This window comes from Chromohalobacter sp. 48-RD10, assembly GCF_029889785.1.
GTDB lineage: Bacteria > Pseudomonadota > Gammaproteobacteria > Pseudomonadales > Halomonadaceae > Chromohalobacter.
On the sequence record NZ_JARANX010000005.1, the window covers coordinates 182,039 to 200,832 of the forward strand.

Consider the following 18,794-nt stretch of genomic DNA (forward strand, 5'->3'; position numbering starts at 1 on the left):
ATTGGCATCTATTCACCGCCGGTTGAGGCACGCGCCGGCGACAAGACAGTAACGTAGAGAGGACTCCATGCGCTTGAGATCGTTCGCCTCCCTGGGCTTCATGCTGCTGATGGCGTTGACGCCACTGGTGGCGCTGGCACAGCCCCAGCCGCTGGACCGCATCGTGGCGGTCGTCAACAAGGATGCGATCATGCAGAGCCAGCTCGAGGATCGTGTCACCCAGGTGAGCAAGCAGATGGCCAGTCGCAATGTGCCCGTACCGGACAAGGAAGACCTGCGTCGCCAGGTGCTCGACCGCATGATCGTCGAGCAGATCCAGCTGCAGATGGCCGACCGCGCCAATGTGAGCATCGACGATACGCAGCTCAATGCTGCCGTGCGCGATATCGCCAAGAAAAATGACATGACGCTGGAGGAGTTCGCCAAATCGCTCGAGCAAGACGGCATGTCGTTGGCGGCGGTACGCGAACAAGTACGCCGCGAAATGCTGCTGCGCCAAGTACAACAGAGCCAGGTGGCCAGTCGCGTCAACATTACCGATCGCGAAGTGGATCGCCAGCTCGAACAGCAGGCTGGCCAGGGCAGCCAGGGCGAACAACAGATGGTGGTCACCGAGAACCAGGTGCGTCATATCCTGATCGGTACCAACCCGAATCGTAACGACGAGCAGGCCGAGGCATTGGCCAAGGACATTCGTCAACGGATCGCGGGGGGCGAGAGCTTTGCCGAGCTGGCGCAGCAGTATAGCGATGATGACGGCAGCGCCCTCGATGGCGGCGAATTGGGCTGGGTGCGTCCCGGCCAGATGGTGCCGGCGTTCGAGGATGCCGTGAACGGCATGGACGTCGGCGAGTTGTCTCAGCCGGTGCGTTCGCGCTTCGGTTACCATGTGATCGAGCTCGAAGATCGTCGTCAGAAGGACGTGACCCGTGATGCTCAGCGCGAACAGGTCCGTCAGACCCTGTTCCAGCGTAAGGTTAACGACGAACTCGAGGCCTGGACGCAAGAAATCCGCTCCGGCGCGTATATCGATAACCGCTTGGAAGACGGTCAGCAGTGATGACGTCTTCTCCGGTGCTGGCATTGACCACCGGCGAGCCGGCGGGGATCGGCCCGGACTTGACGCTGACGCTGGCGGCGGCCTGGCAGGATCACGAGACGCGCCTCGTCGCCATCGGCGATCCCGAATTGCTGGCCGAGCGCGCCGCGCGGCTGGCGCTGGCGGTGCGTATCGTCCCGTTGGCTGATGGTATGCCGGTACCTGCGCCGCGTGACGGTGTCTTGCCGGTATGGCCGGTGCGACTACGAGCTTCCACCGAGGCCGGTCGGCTCGACCCCGCCAACGCCGTCTATGTGCTTGAAACGCTGGATGTCGCTATCGCGGCTTGTCGTGATGGCCATGCCGATGCCATGGTCACCGCCCCCTTGCACAAGGGCGCGATCATCGAGGGCGGCTATCCCGGCTTTACCGGTCACACCGAATATCTTCGCGATGGCTGTGGTGTCGAGGAGGTGGTGATGATGCTGGCCACCGAACGCACCGAGCCGCCCTTGCGCGTGGCGCTGGCGACGACGCATCTCCCTCTGCGCGCGGTGGCCGATGCCATCGATGCCGAGAGTTTACGTCGCGTGACAACGATTCTGGATGCGGATCTACGCCGCCACTTCGGCATTGCGCGGCCGCGTATTCTGGTTTGCGGTCTCAATCCGCATGCCGGCGAGGACGGCCACTTGGGTGTCGAAGAGCGTGATATCATCGCGCCGGCGCTGGCCGAGCTACGCCGCGAGGGGCTGGATCTCACCGGTCCCTTGCCCGCCGATACGTTGTTTACGCCGCATCATTTGAAGCATGCCGATGCCGTGCTTGCCATGTATCACGACCAAGGCTTGCCGGTACTGAAATACGCCGGTTTCGGCGAAGCCGCCAACGTGACGCTGGGGCTGCCGCTGATTCGCACCTCAGTCGATCATGGTACGGCGCTCGACTTGTCCGCGAGTGGCCAGGCCGACGCCGGTAGCTTGCGGGTGGCGCTCGACGTCGCCGCCAGGATGGCCCGTAGCGGCCGGCCATGTCGCTCTGAATGAATGCCCGATTGCCCCAAGGAATACGCCACGTCCATGTCCCATCGCCCTCCGGTCCACCAGGCTCGTAAACGCTTCGGCCAGAACTTCTTACGCGATCCTGGCGCCATCCAACGCATCGTGGATGCTATCGCGCCGCGCTCCGATCAGCGCTTGATCGAGATCGGCCCCGGGCAAGGGGCGTTGACGGAACCGTTGCTGGATGCCACCGGCGCGCTGGAAGTCATCGAGCTGGATCGTGACCTGATTCCGGGGCTGCGTGTGCAGTTCTTCAATTATCCGGCGTTCGTCATCCACGAAGGCGACGCGCTCAAGTTCGACTTTTCCGCTCTCGTGGCGGAAGGGGAGACGCCTGGCAAGCCGCTACGTGTCATTGGCAACCTGCCTTACAACATCTCCACGCCGCTGATCTTCCATCTGTTGGCGACGCGTGGCGCCATCGCCGACATGCATTTCATGCTGCAAAGGGAGGTCGTCGAGCGTCTGGCGGCGACACCGGGTAGCTCGGCATGGGGGCGCCTATCGGTCATGGCACAGTATTATTGCCGGGTAGACAATTTGTTCGTGGTTCCGCCGGAGGCCTTTGCGCCGAGACCCAAGGTGGAATCGGCGATCGTGCGTCTGGTACCACACGCTGAGCCACCGCATGTCGCGCATGACGAAGCGCTGTTTGGCGAGATCGTGCGCGAGGCCTTCGGCCAGCGCCGCAAGACGCTGCGCAACAACTTCAAGGGGCGTCTCGATGACGCAGCCTGGGATACATTGGAAATCGATGCGGGACGCCGTCCGCAGACGCTGAGCGTCGCAGAGTTGGTGCGTATTGCCAATCATGTCGTGGGAGCGACGCCATGAGTGAAGTGACTGCCGATGTCCAGGTAGAGGTCGAGCCCGCCTACCAGGCAGGTGAATCCGCGCCTGCCGAACAGCGTTATGTCTTCAGCTATACGATTACCGTGCATAACCGTTCGATGCGTACGATCCAGCTGCTGGCGCGCCACTGGCAGATCACCCAGAGCAGCGGCAAGGTGCAGGAAGTGCGTGGCAAGGGGGTCGTAGGGCAGCAGCCGTTGATCGGCCCCGGTCAGCGCTTTCGTTATACCAGCCGCGCGGTGCTCGATGGCCCGGTGGGCGTCATAGAAGGTAGCTACACCTGCCTCGACACGAACGAGCAGCGCGCCTTCGAGGTCCCCATCGCGGCCTTCCGTCTTGCGGGGCCTAACCAGATACACTGACTATCGTCACCGGCCGGGAGAGAATATGTCGACATATGCCATCGGCGACTTGCAGGGCTGCCATGCAGAGTTCGCGGCGCTGCTCGAGCGGATCGCTTTCGATCCGCAGCGCGACCGCCTGTGGCTGGTGGGCGACCTGGTCAACCGCGGCCCGGGGTCACTTGACTGTCTACGCGCCGTAAAGGCGCTGGGCGACAGTGCCCGGGTGGTACTGGGCAACCACGATTTTCATTTGCTGGCGGCGGCCTGGGCCGACGCGCCGCTCAAGCGTTTTGACACGCTGCAACCGATTCTCGAAGCCGATGACCGCGACGAGCTGCTAGATTGGCTGCGTCGCCAGCCGCTGCTGGTGCATGACGCTGCGCTCGATGCTGTCATGGTGCATGCGGGACTGCCGCCGCATTGGTCGCTGAAACAGGCGAGCGACTACGCTGCCGAGGTCGAGGCGGTGCTGCGTGGCGATGCGGTGGGCGATTTCCTGGCGTCGATGTACGGCAATTCGCCGGCGCGTTGGTCGGAGGACCTGCGTGGCATCGAGCGTTTGCGGGTTATCGTCAATACCTTCACGCGCATGCGTTTCATCGCCGCCGACGGGACGCTCGACTTCGATGCCAAGGAAGGGTTGGACAGCGCGCCCGCCGACTTCGCACCCTGGTTCACTTACCCGCGCAAGGATGATCCGCGTATCGTCTTCGGCCACTGGGCGGCGCTTCAGGGCAAGACTCCCGACGCCTGTGTGCGTGCCCTGGCGCTGGATACCGGCTGTGTGTGGGGCAGTGAGCTGACCGCGGTCGATCTGGAAAGCGGTGAACGCTACGTCGAACCGGCCCATCTGCGGCATTGATACTGATCTGCCAAGGAGCATTCTCATGTCCCACGAGACGAGTTTTACCCACCTTGCCCCGACTACGTTGGCCGAGTGGCTCGAAAGCGCCCGTGAGCTGACGCTGGTCGATATCCGCGACCCGTTGAGTTATTCACAGGGACATATTCCCGGCAGCCACCACCTCGACAACGCCAGCGTGGCGGAATTGTTCGAGCGGGCGCCGCGTGAACGCCCCATGGTGGTTGTCTGCTATCACGGCCATTCCAGCCAGCAGGCGGCCACCTGGCTAGCGGCTCAGGGCTTTAGCGATGTCTATAGCCTGGATGGTGGCTTCACCGATTGGGCCGCGCGTCATCCCGAGCGGGTTGAGAGCTGAGCTCATGAACGCGCCTCGCGATGTGCTCGAAGGTTTCGCCGTCTACCGGGTCGGCGGAGCGGTGCGCGATGCGCGTCTTGGCTGGCCAGTCACCGATGAAGACTGGGTGGTGGTTGGCGCTATGCCGGAAGCGCTCACTGCGCGGGGATTCATTCCGGTGGGGCGCGATTTTCCGGTCTTCCTGCACCCGGTGACTCACGAGGAATACGCCTTGGCGCGTACCGAACGCAAGCAGGGCCACGGCTATACCGGGTTCGTGATTCACGCCAGCCCTGAGGTGACCCTCGAGGAAGACCTGGCACGCCGGGACCTGACCATCAATGCCATGGCGGAAGACACTGAGGGGCATCTGGTCGATCCTTTTCAGGGGGCGGAGGATCTCGACGCGCGCGTGCTGCGTCATGTCTCCGAGGCGTTCGTCGAAGACCCCTTGCGGGTGCTGCGCACGGCACGCTTCTGGGCGCGTTACCGGGGCCTGGGCTTCGTCATCGCCGACGACACGAAGCGCCTGATGCGTCGGCTATGCGACAGTGGTGAAATCGGTCACTTGGTCGCCGAGCGCGTCTGGCAGGAGACCGTCAAGGCGCTGGCTGAGCCATGCCCCATTGCCTATTTCACGGCGCTGCAAGAGTGCGGGGCCCTGGCCGTGTGGATGCCGGAACTGAATGCCCCAAGCATGCTCGCGCGTGGCGAAGCGGCCATGGCGAGACTGCCCGCCGATGCCGAACCGGCACGGTGGCGTTGGGCGCGCTTGCTCGAAGCACTGACTGACGAGGCGCGCGAGGCGTTGTGCGAGCGTCTGCGCGTGCCCAATGCGTGGCGCGATCTGTCTCGCCAGGTAGCGCGTACCCGAGCACTGCGGCATACCGATGAAGCCCGTGGACTGGAGGGCGCCGACGTGCTGGCCTGGTTCGATGCTATCGATGCCTGGCGGCGGTCCGAACGTGTCGAGCCGTTGCAGCGTTATCTGGCACTGGAGGCACCGACGCTGGCCGAGTATGTTGCGCTTGCCTGGCAAAAAGCGATCGAGATCGAACCGCGCATGTTGCTCGACGAAGGCTATTGCGGCAAGGAGTTGGGGAATGCACTGGCTCAGCGTCGACTGGAAGCCATCGAGGATGCGGTCAAGCTGTATAAGCTATAAGGCGTGGCCGTGATCGAGATGAACGCGACGGGAAGATATAAAAAACAGTAGTATCAAGACGCAGAGGGGGCCGTGATGGCCCCCTCTGCGTTTTTATGCGTTGCGTGTGTGGCGTGGCATTACACGAATAGACCGATAATCAGTGCGACCACCAGCCCCACCAGCCCGATCAATGTCTCCATCACCGTCCAGCTTTTCAGGGTCTGCGTCTCGGTCAGGCCGAAGTAACGGTTGACCAGCCAGAACCCGGAATCGTTGACGTGACTGAGCACCGTGGCGCCGGAAGCGATGGCGATCACGATCAAGCCAAGCACCGGTCCTTCCAGGCCCAGGGTCGAGATCAAGGGCGCCATCAGGCCGGCGGCAGTAATCATCGCCACGGTGGCGGAGCCCTGTACCACGCGCACAGCGGTGGAGATCAAGAAGGCGAGCAGAATCGGCGGCAGGGCGCTATCGGCCATCATCTGCCCCATGACATCGCCGACACCGGAGTCTATAAGCATCTGCTTGAATACGCCGCCGGCACCGGTGACGAGGATGATGATACCGGCTGGTTCGAGTGCCTTGGTGGCGACTTCCATGACATTCTCACGGCTCATGCCACGCCGCGTCCCCAAGAACACGAACGACAGTAGTGTCGCCAGCGTCAGCGCCACGAAGGGATGACCCACGAACGCCAGGGTGGTAACGATTGGATTATCGTCTGCCAGCACCGCACCGGAGACGGTGTTGAGCACGATCAGGACCAGCGGCAGCAGAATGATGGCGAGGATCAGCTTGAAGCTCGGCAGCCCGGTGCTGTCGATCTCGTCTTTAGGCAGCTCCATGTAGTCTGGAATGCCCACGTCGATATGCTTGGCAATATAGCGCCCGAAGAGGGGGCCTGCGATGATCATGGCCGGCAGCCCCGCCATGGCCCCGAAAAGGATGACATAGCCTAGATCAGCACCGATCAGATCCGCGACGGCGATCGGTCCCGGCGTCGGGGGAATAAACGAATGAGTGACTGCAAGCCCGGCAAGGAGCGGGACACCATAGTAGAGTAGCGAATGCCCGGTCCGGCGGGTCAGGGCGTAGATCAGCGGCACCAGAATGATGAAGGCGACATCCAGGAAAACAGGGATCGCCACCAGAAAACCGGTGACGCCCATGGCCCATTGCGAGCGGTTTTCTCCGAAACGATTGAGCAACGTGCTGGCCAGGCGATCGACCCCGCCGGAGACTTCCAGCATCTTGCCGAACATCGCGCCCAGGCCGACGACGGTAGCAACGAAACCGAGTGTGCCGCCCATGCCGTCTTCCACGGACTGCAGAATGGCCTCGAGGTCCATGCCCGTAGTGAGGCCTACGATCAGGCTGACTGTCAGCAAGGCGACGAAGGCATGCAGGCGAAGGCGCATGACCAGGTACAACAGCAATATGATGCCGCCCAGTGCGGAAAGGAGCAGGGTGGTGGCGTGATCCATGTGTGCGAAACCTCTATTGGAGGCGCGACCGGCAACGGGGATGCGGCGATGGTCGCGTTGTGCCTTGGCGTCGAATTTAGGAAAATGAATGTTACCGGTAACATTCCATGGACAACAATGCTCCGAAAGGCGAATAGAGAAACGAGGAAAAGTGGATATGAACGAGTCGACGAGCAATCCGCAGCGGATCATCGTCATGGGCGTGTCGGGCTGTGGTAAAACGTCGGTCGGTGAACGCTTGGCCGAGGCAATCGACGGGCGTTTCATCGATGGTGACGCTTATCATTCGGCGACCAGCGTGGCCAAGATGTCGCGTGGGGAACCGCTCAATGACGATGATCGTGCCGGCTGGTTGACGCGTTTATCCGAACTGGTGCGGGAAGGGCGCGATAATCGAGAGACCGTGGTGATCGGCTGTTCGGCACTCAAGCGCGAGTATCGCGACGTGCTGCGCGGCGGTGATGACGCGCTGTGTTTCGTGCACTTGGATGGCACGCGAGAGGTGCTGCTTGAGCGCTTGAAGGCGCGGCAGGATCACTTCTTCAAGGGTGAGGCCATGCTCGATAGTCAGTTGGCCACACTCGAGGCGCCGGGAGAAAACGAGGCGGTTACCGTTGACATCGATGCTTCGCTGGACGATGTCGTCGCGCTCAGCGTGCAGGGTATATCGCGTCGCGGTGCTGAATATATCGCGTGAGCGGGGCGTATCGTCAGGTGCTTTGACGTAGGTCGATCTCGAAGCCCATGTCATGGCGAGAGGGGTCGCGCGGCGTCCCCTGCAAGCGTTCGACGATCAGGCGCGAAGCCTGTTCACCAATGGCGCGACGCGGTGTGATCACGGTAGTGAGCGTTGGCCAGGTCGCATCGGTGATGTCGAGGCCGTTGAAGCCCGCCAGGGCCAACTGCCCGGGCACATCGAGACGCCGTCGCTGGCATTCGAACAAGGCACCCGCCGCCAGGTCATCGTTACAGCAGAACACGGCATCCATATCCGGCCAGCGTTCGAGCATGGCTGAAAGCAGTTCCCCGCCAAGGCGATAGGATGAGGGGCGCGGCGTCGTTTGGCAGCGCTGCGTCGACAGCCCCGCTGCTTTCAATGCATCTTCCCATCCGGCCAGACGCTGCTGCACTCGGTAATCGAGCCGTGCGCCGCAGAATCCGATGCGCCGATAGCCGGCAGCGATCAAGGCCTCTCCGATGGCACGTCCGGCCACGCGTTGATCGAGGCCGACGTTGATATCGAGTGGGTTATCGGTAAGCTCCATGGTTTCCACTACCGGCAGGCGTGCACGATTCAGAAGGCGCTGAGCGTAGTCGGTGTGTCGGGTGCTGGAGAGCACGAAGCCGTCGACCCCGTAGGCGAGGAAAGTATCGATCAGCCGTTCTTCCTCGAGAACCGAATACCCGGTGTGGCCCATGAGCACCTGATAGCCGGCCTCGCGCAGCCCTTCATCGACGCCTCGCTGGACCTCGGAGAACACCGAATTGGAAATCGACGGCACCAGCAACGCCACGCTCAGGCTGCGTCCGCTGGAAAGCGCCCCGGCTTGGCGATTGGGGATGTAATCCAGAGCTTCGACGGCCTCGTCGATGCGTAGTCTCACCGTTTCGGAGACGCGCTGTGGCTCGCGCAGGCAACGCGAGACCGTGACTTTGCTGACGCCGACGCGTTCGGCGATATCCTGAAGCGTGACGCGACCCGATGAACGACGCGGCATGTGTGTCCCCATCTCCTTGTTATATTATGCCGCAATGTTAGCGGTAACGTTTTCGGAGATTAGCATCCTCGTCTGGACATGACTGTTGGGCCATGGTCGCAAGCGGCGTCAGAACGATAGCAAGAGCAGGATCAGCGGTGGCGAGAGTAGCGATAGCAAGAAGCCGTTGACGATGGCGATGGGCACGCAGGCCACGCCACCGTGCTGCTGAATGACGGGTAGGGTGAAGTCCATGGACGTGGCGCCGCCATAGCCGATGGCTAGTGGCGTGGCGCGATGGATGACCAAGGGGATGAGCAGGAAGGCGAACAATTCGCGTGCCAGGTCGTTGAAGAAGGCCACGCCGCCGAGCACGGGCCCGAGCTGGTCGCCGATGAGAATCCCGGAGAGTGAATACCAGCCGAAACCGGCGGCCATGGCGAGGCCTTCGTTCCAGCGTAGATCGAGCAGTGGGGCGGCCAGCAGGCCTCCTAGCAGTGAGCTGAGTGCCACGCTGATCGCGATGACCAGGCCATGGCGATTGAGCAGGATCTGCTTGAGCGGCATGCCCGAGTTGCGCAATTGACAGCCGATCAATGTCAGTAGCAGATAGAGCGCCCATTCGGCGAGTGGCTCTGCCCAGGCATGCACGATCCCGACGCCCCAATGGCCGGCCGCCACGCCGAATAGCGTCCCCAGGACCACTACGCCGGCAAGCGACAGCGACCCGAGCAGAGCCGCGCCGGTGCTGGTTGGCGCATCGGGAAGGCGGGGTGACTGTCCGGTGCTCAGGCGGCTTCGACGTGACAGCCAGATCAGCGCCAGCAGGTTGAGCGGGGTGATGATCGCGAATAACGTTGCGGCCTGGCCGCTCATCCGCGAGAGCTGGCCGAGCAAGTCCTCGAGCCCCGCCAGGCTGATGCCCATCAGGAACAGGATGACGTAGACCGAACCATTGACGCCGCGGTTGATCGTGGCAAGCACGCCGCGATGACGTACCGGCACCAGATAGCCCACGATCAAGGGAAGCAGTATCAATAAAAGTCCGGCCAGCATGCCCGCTCCTGGTAGTGTACGTCGTCTCGGAAGCGGTCACTCTATGTGAGCTGGGCGGAGCACGCAAAAGCTTTTGCTTATGGGCGGTTAGCAGCTTTCATTACTTCAGTTCGGTCAACGCCATGTGGCTCGTCAATTCGTCGTCCCGGTAGTATTCCACGCTGATCAGCAGCCCGGGTGTGGTCGAGGAAAAGGCCAGGCGAAGGCGGCGATCTGGCTTTTCCGGATTCCATCCCTCCACCCAGCGTGCTTCGAACTCGCCGGCCGGAACCTCGAGCGTTTTCGGTGCCGCGACGCGATAAGCGAAATGCTCGGTACGTCCCTTGTGGTCGGCATACGCCAGTTCGCATGGCGTGGATTCGTCACCCTGACAGGGGGCGTCGTCCAGCTTGCGGGATAACTGGAACAAGGCGCTCTGGCGGTCGGGCAGAGCGGCGAGGTCGCGTGCCGATAGATGGTAACGCTCCCCGAGGCCGAACAGCGAATAGCCACTGGCGTAATGCCAGGCAGTCAGGTCGCCGCCGTCGAGGCGGAACTTGCCGCGCTCGTAGCCCTCGGCGGTGAGGATGCTGGCGCGCATCTCGCTTTGCCAGTCGTTCCCCGAAAGATGGCTGAGACGATGATGGACGTCGGCATCCGGCCAGCCGTCGAGGCGAAGGTGGTAGGTCGCGGCGAAGGGCTGGGGGGCGGCATGCGCACAGGAAATCACGCCGAGACTGGTCCAGCAGGCGACGAGTGCCAGGGCGGCGAAGCGGTGCAATCCGTGCATCTTGGGCTCCATAAAGTGCCGGCGCGGGGCGCCGTTTCCATGTGCAGCGTGGCGTACCAGGCACTACGCTAAAAGAGTAAAAGCCAATCCGTTTTCCACCTTCCCGCAGGAGTCCGACGCATGGCCAGAATACTCGTGATTGTCGGTGATTTCGTTGAGGACTACGAGATCATGGTGCCCTTCCAGGCACTGCAGGCGATGGGGCATGGCGTTGACGCAGTCTGTCCGGACAAGAAAAAGGGCGATAGCGTCAAGACGGCCATTCACGATTTCGAGGGCGATCAGACCTATTCCGAAAAGCCTGGCCACCACTTCATCGTGAATGCCAGCTTCGCCGAGATCGAGGCATCAAGCTACGATGCGCTGGTGATACCGGGAGGACGCGCCCCGGAGTATCTGCGCCTCGATGAGCGCGTTCTGGCCATCGTGCGTCACTTTCTGGAGGCCGACAAGCCCGTCGCCTCGATCTGCCATGGGGCACAACTGCTTGTTGCAGCGACTTCGTTGGCCGGGCGGCGTGTCTCGGCCTACCCCGCCTGTGCGCCGGAGGTGCGCTTGGCGGGCGGCGAATTCGTCGATCTCGCGGCAGATCAAGCGGTGACTTGTGGTCGGTTGGTCTCGGCCCCTGCCTGGCCCGCGCATCCCGAATGGCTGAAGCAGTTCGACGCCTTGTTGTGAGTGTCCGAGCCCAGCGCTCGGAGGATCATCGCATGGCGTCGAGGTCGTCGCGGGTGGGTAGGGCCGTGTAGGCGCCGGGGCGTGTCACGGCGAAGGCCCCGCAGCGACAGGCACGCTGGGTGGCGTCTCGCAAGCGGGTTTCGTCCTGGCACCATTCGCCGAGTGTGGCGGCGGTGACATCGGCCTCGGCCAGTTGCGCCAGCAGGCCGCCTACGAAGGCGTCGCCGCCGGCGGTGGTGTCCACGGCCGTCACGTCGGGCGGCGTGACGTGAATGACCTTGCCAAGCCGATGCACGGCGACCGGGGCTGGCCCGTCGGTGATCACGATCAGGCGCACGCCAGCGGCCAGGCGCCATTGCAGCCAGGTATCGGCGTCGTGATCGCCGCGCAGTAGGTCAAGCTCCTCGCGGGACAACTTGAGCAGGTGCGCGTGGTCGAGCAGAGCGGTGACACGGCCGATATCGACGCGATTATCGGGCCACAGGTTGTGGCGCAGGTTGGCATCGACGCTGATCAAGGCTTCGCCGCGCCGCGCGATGTCGGCGATGCTCAACGTGGTCTCGGCGATCGTTTCATCGGTGAGGCCGTTGCTGCATAGATGCAGGATCGCCGGCTCGGCGAAGATGCCCGCGGGAAGATGTTCGAGACGGTAAAGCAGATCCGCCGCAGGTGGACGGTAGAAGTCGAAACGCCGCTCGCCCTGGGCATCGCGCGAGACGAATGCCAGAGCCGTGCGCGCCTCACGCGTGCGGCGAATATCCTCGACCGACACACCATGACGCGCAAGTTCCTCGACGAGAAAGTCGCCGAAGCGGTCGTCGCCGACCATGCCCAAGAAGCGACTCGCCAGCCCCAGACGCGCGCAGGCCACAGCGACATTGGCCGGCGCGCCACCCGCATAAGGCGTGAAGGTCTCTGGGAGGTCGTCGGCCGCGCCATCCAGGCAATTGGACAGCATGTCGACGAGCGCCTCGCCGAAGGCAATGAGCGGTGTCATGACGTCTTTCCTCGTGTTTTCTTGTCGTTGCCTGATGCCTTGTCATTTGGCGCCGAGGCAGGAAAGGACTCGCGGACCAGCGACAGTAGGCCCTGGGTCGAGGCATCGAAGTCCCCGACATTGGTGTCGATGCGCTCGCTGATTTCCCCGGCGATGCGTTTGCCGAGCTGCACTCCCCATTGGTCGAAGGAGTTGATGTTCCAGATCACCCCCTGTACGAACACCTTGTGTTCGTACAGGGCGATTAACGCACCCAGATTACGGGGCGTCAGATCGTCGAGAAGCAGGGTGCTTGATGGGCGGTTGCCGGGGCAGCTGTAGGGGTCGAGCTGGCTACCGTCCTGGCTGCCCTCCATGAAGGCATTGGCCTGCGCCAGCATGTTGGTGAGCAGGGCGAAGTGATGATCCTCGAAGCCCGGCTCGGGTTTGAGCGAGGCGATGAAGTCGATGGGCACGTAGCGGGTGCCCTGGTGCAGCAATTGGAAGAACGCGTGCTGGCCGTTGGATCCGGTTTGTCCCCATACAATGGGGCCAGTCTTGTAATTCACCGGCTGGCCGAAGATATCCACCGACTTGCCATTGGACTCCATGTCGAGCTGTTGGAGAAACGCCGGTAGCTGATGCAGGGCCTGATCGTAGGGCACGATGGCATGCGTCTCGGCGCCGATGAAGTTGATGTTCCAGATGCCGATCAACGCCATGAGCACCGGCATGTTCTGCTCGAACGGCGCCTTGATGAAGTGCTGGTCCATCTCGTGGGCACCTTCGAGGAGTTCCATGAATCCATCGAAGCCGATGGATAGCGCGATGGGCAGCCCGATCGATGACCACATCGAGTATCGACCGCCGACCCAAGCCCAGAATTCGAAGACATTTTCCTCGCGGATGCCGAATTCCATAGCGGCCTTGCGATTGGTCGAGGCCGCGATGAAATGCGCGCCGACATCGGCATCTTCGCCAGCATGGTCGAGGAACCAGCGTCGCGCGGTCTTGGCGTTGAGCAGCGTTTCCTGAGTCGAAAAGGTCTTGGTCGAGACGATGAACAGTGTGGTTGCCGGGTCGAGCGTTCTCAGCACTTTCTGAATATGAGCGCCGTCGACGTTGGAAACGAAGTGGAAATTGAGCCCGTCGTGGCGGTACTTGAGCAATGCACGGCAGGCCATGTTGGGCCCCAGGTCCGAGCCGCCAATGCCGATGTTGACCACGTCCTTGATGCGTTGACCGCTGTAGCCCTTCCATTCGCCGCTACGTATCTCTTCCGAGAAGCGCTTGATCTGTTCGCGCGTGCTTTGGATCTCGGGCATCACGTCCTTGCCGTCGGCATAGACCGGCTCGTCGCCGAGGTGACGCAAGGCGGTGTGCAGGACCGGGCGGTCTTCGGTGACATTGATGATGTCGCCGGAGAACATCTGCGCGCGTCGCTGCACCAGTGCCGAGTGGTCGGCGAGCTCGATCAACTTGGCGAGTACGGCATCGGAGATGTGATGCTTGGAGTAATCCAGGAACAGGCCGCCGACACGCAGGCTCATCTTATCGAAGCGCTTGGGATCGGTGGCGAAGTAATCGCTGATGCGATCATTGGCGGTCTCGCGATTGAGACGTTCGAGAGCGCGCCAGGTGACGCTGCGCGTGAGTTGGAACATGGCGTCATCCTTCTTCATGAATCGAGCAACATGACCACGCGGGCCTGATCGATGAATCGTGTCAGCCTGTCACTGGTTCCACAATGGGCCTTCGACGAAAGCTGCATGCGAGTCACCGTTTAGGCCACACGGTGACTGCGTGCCTCTTCGAGCAATGCGAACCAGGCGGCACGGTCTAACATCAGGTTACTGTCGCGGTGCAGTGCTTGAATACGGCTGTCCTTGAGGGTACCGATGACTGGCGCGGGATGCCCCGGCAGACGTCGTAGCCAGGCCAATGCCAATCCGGCAGTGCTCGACTCGAACTCTTCGGCGAAGTGCTCCAGCGTGCTGCCCAGGACATCCTCGAAGACCAGCCCACCGCCTAGTGGCGACCAGGCCATGGGCGCCAGGTCGTCGGCGATCACGGCATCGTAGAACCCATCGAAAAGTACTTCCGGACGTGCCAGTGACAACTCGAACTGATGCGCGCCGAGTGGGTGGCGCATGGCGGCCTGCAGGCGTCGCCACTGTTCGGGCAAGAAGTTGGAAACCCCTACTGCGCCGATCTTGCCGGCGTCGATCGCGGCATCCAGTGCGGCGCCGGTGGCATGGGCATCGAGTAGCGGGTCAGGGCGGTGCAACAGGAAATGCTCGAGACGCTCGATGCCCAGTTGTTCCAGCGACGCGTCGATCCGCGTATTCAGGTAATCGGGGGAGGTATCGTAATGCTTGACGCCGAAACGCGACGTGTCGCGTGCGGGCAGCACGATATCGGTCTTGGTGATCACCTTGACGCGGGCCTTGAGCGATGGACGCCGTGCCAGGGCCTCGCCGAACAGTCGTTCACACTCGCGATTGCCGTAGATATCGGCGTGATCGAACCAATCTAGCCCTTCATCGAGACGTGCTTCGATCCAGTCGGCCAAGCGCGTGGCGTCGGCTAGCTCGGGACGCTCGTGGAGGCGCATCATACCCAGTACGAAGGGAACGTCGAACGTCAGCTCATCGCTCATTGCAACATGTCCTCACGGGTCAGGGTGGTGGCCAGGAGGTGCTGGGCGCCAGGCACCAGCCATACGGGGTCGACGCGGGTACAGGCGGCCTCGACGCACAGAAAACGGGAGCCGATGTCGGCGGGTGTATCGCCGGGCAATTCAGTGTCGGGATGCCAGACCACTGTGGAATCGCTGCCTTGCTTGGTGATCTGGAGGCGACGTGCGCCGTCGTCGAGTACGAGTGGGCGATTGGATTCGTAGATGCGATCCAATGGGCCGCGCACGCCGAGCTCGCCTTGTTGGTGCGCCTCGGAAAAGTCCCGGCGCTTGTCCAGGTAACGCGCGCCGGCCAGACCCTCGATACGGCATTGGTACGTATGCGCAACACTCAGGTAGCTATGCAATGCAGCGGTCAATTTCACTGGCGTTTCACCGCGGTGTTCGGTAATCAGCTCGACATGCAGACGCCGGGCGCTGGCGTGGATCATCACGCGGGGCGTGAGTTGTTCGTCGAGGCGCGTTGTCGGCGACAGGTGCACTTCGACGCCTTCGTCTTCTTCGTCGATACCGTCCAGTCGCCACTCGGCCTGACGCGCAGTGCCATGCATGGGGCCACGACCGTCCGGCGCCTCGTCGGCGAACCATGGCCAGCAGACAGGGATGCCGCCGCGTATCGTGCCTGGCAAGGCCTGCGGGGTCGGGGTTAACCACAACCAGCCATCGCTGCGCTCGGCGGAGGGCTGGAAATGCAGCACCTGGGCGCCTTGCAGAGAGACTGCCAATTCGCCCCAGTCGGTATTGAACAACAGCACGCGGCGTTCCTGCCATTCGGCTTCGCGCTGCCCCTGAGTCGCGTCGAGCAACTTACGCAGGGAATCGGGAATCATGCTACCTCCTCGTTATGTAACGCTTCGCAGGCACCTAGCAGCCCATTCCAGGGTGCCGTGACTACCCATACGGGAATGTGAGCAGTGTACGCGTGCATGCGCCCTTTGTCGGCGAAAGCGTCACGGAAGTGGCTGTGGGGTAGCCAGTCGAGAAGGCGTGGCAGGATGCCGCCACACAGATAGACGCCGCCGCGTGCACCGAGCATCAGGGCTGCATCGCCGCTGACATCGCCGAGAATCTTGAGGAAGCGCTCTAGAGACTGACGCGCGAGCGGGTCACCGGCGCGTGCCGCGCCGGTGACCTCGGAGGGCGTGTTGTAGTGGGCAATCCGCTTAGCCAGATGTGCATTCGCGCGATAAAGATCCAGCAAGCCTTGACCACAGAGAATACGCTCCACCGAGACCCGCCCGTAGTGCTGGTGAAAGTATGCCAGCAGCTCGCGCTCATGTGCGTCGGTGGGCGCGAAGGAGATGTGCCCGCCCTCGGTAGGCAGTGGTATCCAGTCGTGCTGACCGGGAAAGAGGCCCGCCATACCCAGGCCAGTGCCGGGGCCGAAGATCAGTCTTGCGCTGCCCGGTGCGGCCTCGCCTTCCCCCAGCGGTACCAGGTCCTTGGCATCCACGTGGGGGACGCCGAGGGCTTGTGCGGTGAAGTCGTTGATGACCTTGAACAGCTCAAAACCGAACTCCTCGGTGACCTGGTGCTTGGAGAAGCACCAGGCGTTGTTGGTCATGCGGACTTCATCGTTGTGTACGGGGCAGGCGAAGGCGAGGCAGGCCTCGCTAGGGATTTCCGCGCCCACCTCGTCGAGGTAGGCGCGAATCGCCTCGGAGAGTGTCGGGTAATGCGCACAAGGAAGCGTTCGAATGGCATGAAGATCGAAAGCCCCCGGCGTCACCAAGGCGAAGCGAGCATTGGTACCGCCGATGTCGCCAATCAAGGCAGGTCGGCTCATTCAAGCCTCCTCGCCTTGAATGTGCGCTCCTTGGCGAGCGAGGTCGTCGGCCTCGAAGCCGCCCAGCACGCTGCAGCCTTCCTCGCCGCGCATGGCCAGCTGGCGGAAGCCGCCGAAGAGTTCGCGCCCCAGACCCACATGGTAGTGGTCGAGATCGCCGATAGCCTGCTCGCGTTGCGCCCAGGTGTGTGCGTCGAGTTTTACTTCCAGGCGGCCGTTGTCGGCGTCGAGGCACACGACATCGCCATCGCGAAGCTTACCCAACGGACCGCCGTCGAGGGCCTCGGGTGTCATGTGGATCGCCGCGGGGACCTTGCCGGAGGCGCCGGACATGCGGCCGTCGGTCACCAGCGCGACCTTGTAGCCGCGATCCTGCAGGACCCCGAGGTAGGGCGTGAGCTTGTGCAGCTCGGGCATGCCGTTAGCCTGGGGTCCCTGAAAGCGGACGACGGTGATGACGTCGCGGTCCAGCTCGCCGGCTTCGAAGGCGCTCTGCAAGTCGTTCTGATCCTCGAAGATCCGAATGGGTGCCTCAACCAGGCGATTTTCTTGCTTCACGGCGGAGATCTTGATCACGCCGCGCCCCAGGTTGCCGTCGAGTACCGTCAGCCCACCGGTCGGGGAGAAGGGGTTCGATACTGGTCGCAGGACGTCTTCGTCGAGGCTTTGCTCGGGACCTTCGCGCCAGATCAGTTCGCCGTCTTCGAGGAAGGGCTCTTTGGTGTATGCCGTCATGTCGGTACCGAACGCGGTCGGGATGTCGCTATGGATGAGCCCGGCCTTGATCAGTTCACGGAACAGAAGGCTCATGCCACCCGCGGCTTGGAAGTGGTTGATGTCCGCCTGACCGTTGGGGTAGACGTGCATCAGGCTCGGCGTCACCGCGGAAAGATCGGTGAAGTCATCCCAGGTCAGGGTCAGCCCCGCAGCAGCGGCCATGGCCACCAGGTGCAGGGTATGGTTGGTGGAGCCGCCCGAGGCGAGCAGGCCGACGATGGCGTTGACGATGGCACGGGCGTCGATCTGCTTGTAGAAGGGTCGGTAATCGCCACCCGGCTCGGTGTTGCGAATCGTTTGCTGGGTGGCGAACTGAGTCAGGGCCTCGCGCATTTCGGTGCCAGGATTGACGAACGATGTCCCGGGCAGATGCAAGCCCATCATCTCCATCATCAACTGGTTGGAGTTGGCGGTGCCGTAAAAGGTGCAGGTGCCGGGGCTGTGATAGGACTGCGACTCTGCTTCCAGCAGATCTTCACGTGTGGCCTTGCCTTCGGCAAACAGCTGGCGGACCCGGGCCTTTTCCTTGTTGGGCAGGCCACTGGGCATCGGGCCGGCGGGCACGAAAGTGGCCGGCAGGTGGCCGAAACGCGCCGCTGCAATGAACAGCCCCGGGACGATCTTGTCACACACCCCGAGGTAGAGGGCGCCGTCGAACATGTTGTGCGACAGACCCACTGCCGTGGCCATGGCGATGGCATCGCGTGAGAACAGAGACAGCTCCATGCCGGGCTGGCCCTGGGTAACGCCGTCGCACATGGCGGGGACGCCACCGGCGAATTGGGCGGTCGAGCCCATCTGGCGAGCGGCATCCTTGATGGTAGCAGGGAAGGTCTCGAGGGGCTGGTGCGCCGACAGCATGTCGTTGTAGGCCGATATGATGCCCAGATTGGCGGAGTTCATCAGCTTGAGCTGATTCTTGTCCTGGCTACCGCAGGAGGCGACGCCATGAGCAAGGTTGCCGCAGCTGAGATCGCTACGGTGGACCCCGCGCTTGTACTGATCGTGCATGCGCTTTTCGTAGAGCGCCCGGCGTTCCTTGGAGCGTTCTTCGATGCGGCGAGTAACGTCGGCAACGGTCTGATTCAGTGGCATGTCAGGACCTCATCAAGTGCGGTGGATGATCATGTAAGTAAATTTAGCAAAAAATACCTTGATGGTCGTGCGTCTTTTGCCCAAATTATGGGGATAGTTGTAGTATTCTTCCAAAAGGGTCTTATCGTATCCTTGG

General features: G+C 62.4%; 19 protein-coding genes. 9 read left to right on the top strand and 10 right to left on the bottom strand.

Going from position 1 to position 18,794, the window contains the following annotated elements; genetic code table 11:
• The first annotated feature begins 67 nt into the window (after positions 1–67).
• From OP496_RS08215 to OP496_RS08245, 7 genes are read left to right on the top strand one after another with little or no spacing between them, the layout of a single operon-like run.
• Complete coding sequence (locus OP496_RS08215) at positions 68–1,060, top strand: peptidylprolyl isomerase (protein ID WP_280563077.1); 993 nt, start codon at positions 68–70, stop codon at positions 1,058–1,060.
• Positions 1,060–2,085 carry a 4-hydroxythreonine-4-phosphate dehydrogenase PdxA gene (gene pdxA, locus OP496_RS08220; protein ID WP_280563136.1) on the top strand — a complete coding sequence of 342 codons (1,026 nt, stop codon included), beginning with the start codon at positions 1,060–1,062 and terminating at the stop codon, positions 2,083–2,085. The genes OP496_RS08215 and pdxA overlap by 1 nt, the downstream gene beginning before the upstream one ends.
• A 33-nt stretch (positions 2,086–2,118) precedes the next feature.
• Entirely contained in the window at positions 2,119–2,934 is an 816-nt protein-coding gene (gene rsmA / locus OP496_RS08225; RefSeq protein ID WP_280563079.1) for a 16S rRNA (adenine(1518)-N(6)/adenine(1519)-N(6))-dimethyltransferase RsmA, read from the top strand.
• The gene (apaG, locus tag OP496_RS08230) at positions 2,931–3,314 is read left to right on the top strand and encodes a Co2+/Mg2+ efflux protein ApaG (RefSeq protein WP_280563080.1); all 384 of its coding nucleotides are present in this window, start codon (positions 2,931–2,933) and stop codon (positions 3,312–3,314) included. The genes rsmA and apaG overlap by 4 nt, the downstream gene beginning before the upstream one ends.
• Positions 3,315–3,339: 25 nt before the next feature.
• Positions 3,340–4,158 carry a symmetrical bis(5'-nucleosyl)-tetraphosphatase gene (locus tag OP496_RS08235; protein ID WP_280563081.1) on the top strand — a complete coding sequence of 273 codons (819 nt, stop codon included), beginning with the start codon at positions 3,340–3,342 and terminating at the stop codon, positions 4,156–4,158.
• 25 nt (positions 4,159–4,183) lie between these two features.
• The gene (gene glpE, locus OP496_RS08240; RefSeq protein ID WP_280563082.1) at positions 4,184–4,516 is read left to right on the top strand and encodes a thiosulfate sulfurtransferase GlpE; all 333 of its coding nucleotides are present in this window, start codon (positions 4,184–4,186) and stop codon (positions 4,514–4,516) included.
• A 4-nt stretch (positions 4,517–4,520) separates the two neighbouring features.
• Complete coding sequence (locus OP496_RS08245) at positions 4,521–5,660, top strand: polynucleotide adenylyltransferase (protein ID WP_280563083.1); 1,140 nt, start codon at positions 4,521–4,523, stop codon at positions 5,658–5,660.
• A gap of 119 nt (positions 5,661–5,779) precedes the next feature.
• On the opposite strand, the gene OP496_RS08250 is transcribed toward OP496_RS08245, so the two are convergent.
• A complete protein-coding gene (locus OP496_RS08250; protein ID WP_280563084.1) occupies positions 5,780–7,126 on the bottom strand; it encodes a gluconate:H+ symporter in 1,347 nt (448 codons plus the stop codon).
• 157 nt (positions 7,127–7,283) lie between these two features.
• Between OP496_RS08250 and OP496_RS08255 the strand changes: the two genes are divergently transcribed.
• Positions 7,284–7,823: a gluconokinase gene (locus OP496_RS08255; protein WP_280563085.1), complete on the top strand. Its 540-nt coding sequence runs from the start codon at positions 7,284–7,286 to the stop codon at positions 7,821–7,823.
• Positions 7,824–7,836: 13 nt separating this feature from the next.
• Here OP496_RS08255 and OP496_RS08260 read toward each other — a convergent pair whose 3' ends face one another.
• The 3 genes from OP496_RS08260 to OP496_RS08270 form a co-directional block, all read right to left on the bottom strand.
• The gene (locus OP496_RS08260; RefSeq protein ID WP_280563086.1) at positions 7,837–8,844 is read right to left on the bottom strand and encodes a LacI family DNA-binding transcriptional regulator; all 1,008 of its coding nucleotides are present in this window, start codon (positions 8,842–8,844) and stop codon (positions 7,837–7,839) included.
• Positions 8,845–8,952: 108 nt separating this feature from the next.
• Positions 8,953–9,879, bottom strand: coding sequence for a lysine exporter LysO family protein (locus tag OP496_RS08265; protein WP_280563087.1), 927 nt, complete (start codon positions 9,877–9,879; stop codon positions 8,953–8,955).
• Between the two features lie 100 nt (positions 9,880–9,979).
• Positions 9,980–10,648: a hypothetical protein gene (locus OP496_RS08270; protein ID WP_280563088.1), complete on the bottom strand. Its 669-nt coding sequence runs from the start codon at positions 10,646–10,648 to the stop codon at positions 9,980–9,982.
• A gap of 120 nt (positions 10,649–10,768) precedes the next feature.
• Here OP496_RS08270 and OP496_RS08275 point away from each other — a divergent pair, with 120 nt between their 5' ends.
• On the top strand, positions 10,769–11,326 hold the full coding sequence (locus OP496_RS08275; RefSeq protein WP_280563089.1) for a DJ-1/PfpI family protein: 558 nt from the start codon (positions 10,769–10,771) through the stop codon (positions 11,324–11,326).
• Positions 11,327–11,351: 25 nt separating this feature from the next.
• Here OP496_RS08275 and OP496_RS08280 read toward each other — a convergent pair whose 3' ends face one another.
• The 6 genes from OP496_RS08280 to edd all read right to left on the bottom strand — a co-directional run bounded on the left by OP496_RS08280 (position 11,352) and on the right by edd (position 18,658).
• Entirely contained in the window at positions 11,352–12,323 is a 972-nt protein-coding gene (locus tag OP496_RS08280; protein WP_280563090.1) for a carbohydrate kinase, read from the bottom strand.
• The gene (pgi, locus tag OP496_RS08285; RefSeq protein ID WP_280563091.1) at positions 12,320–13,966 is read right to left on the bottom strand and encodes a glucose-6-phosphate isomerase; all 1,647 of its coding nucleotides are present in this window, start codon (positions 13,964–13,966) and stop codon (positions 12,320–12,322) included. The genes OP496_RS08280 and pgi overlap by 4 nt, the downstream gene beginning before the upstream one ends.
• 119 nt (positions 13,967–14,085) lie before the next feature.
• On the bottom strand, positions 14,086–14,961 hold the full coding sequence (locus tag OP496_RS08290; RefSeq protein ID WP_280563093.1) for an aldo/keto reductase: 876 nt from the start codon (positions 14,959–14,961) through the stop codon (positions 14,086–14,088).
• Entirely contained in the window at positions 14,958–15,830 is an 873-nt protein-coding gene (locus OP496_RS08295) for a D-hexose-6-phosphate mutarotase (RefSeq protein ID WP_280563094.1), read from the bottom strand. The genes OP496_RS08290 and OP496_RS08295 overlap by 4 nt, the downstream gene beginning before the upstream one ends.
• Positions 15,827–16,786 carry a glucokinase gene (gene glk / locus OP496_RS08300; RefSeq protein ID WP_280563096.1) on the bottom strand — a complete coding sequence of 320 codons (960 nt, stop codon included), beginning with the start codon at positions 16,784–16,786 and terminating at the stop codon, positions 15,827–15,829. The genes OP496_RS08295 and glk overlap by 4 nt, the downstream gene beginning before the upstream one ends.
• Entirely contained in the window at positions 16,787–18,658 is a 1,872-nt protein-coding gene (gene edd, locus OP496_RS08305; RefSeq protein WP_280563098.1) for a phosphogluconate dehydratase, read from the bottom strand.
• Positions 18,659–18,794: the final 136 nt, after the last annotated feature.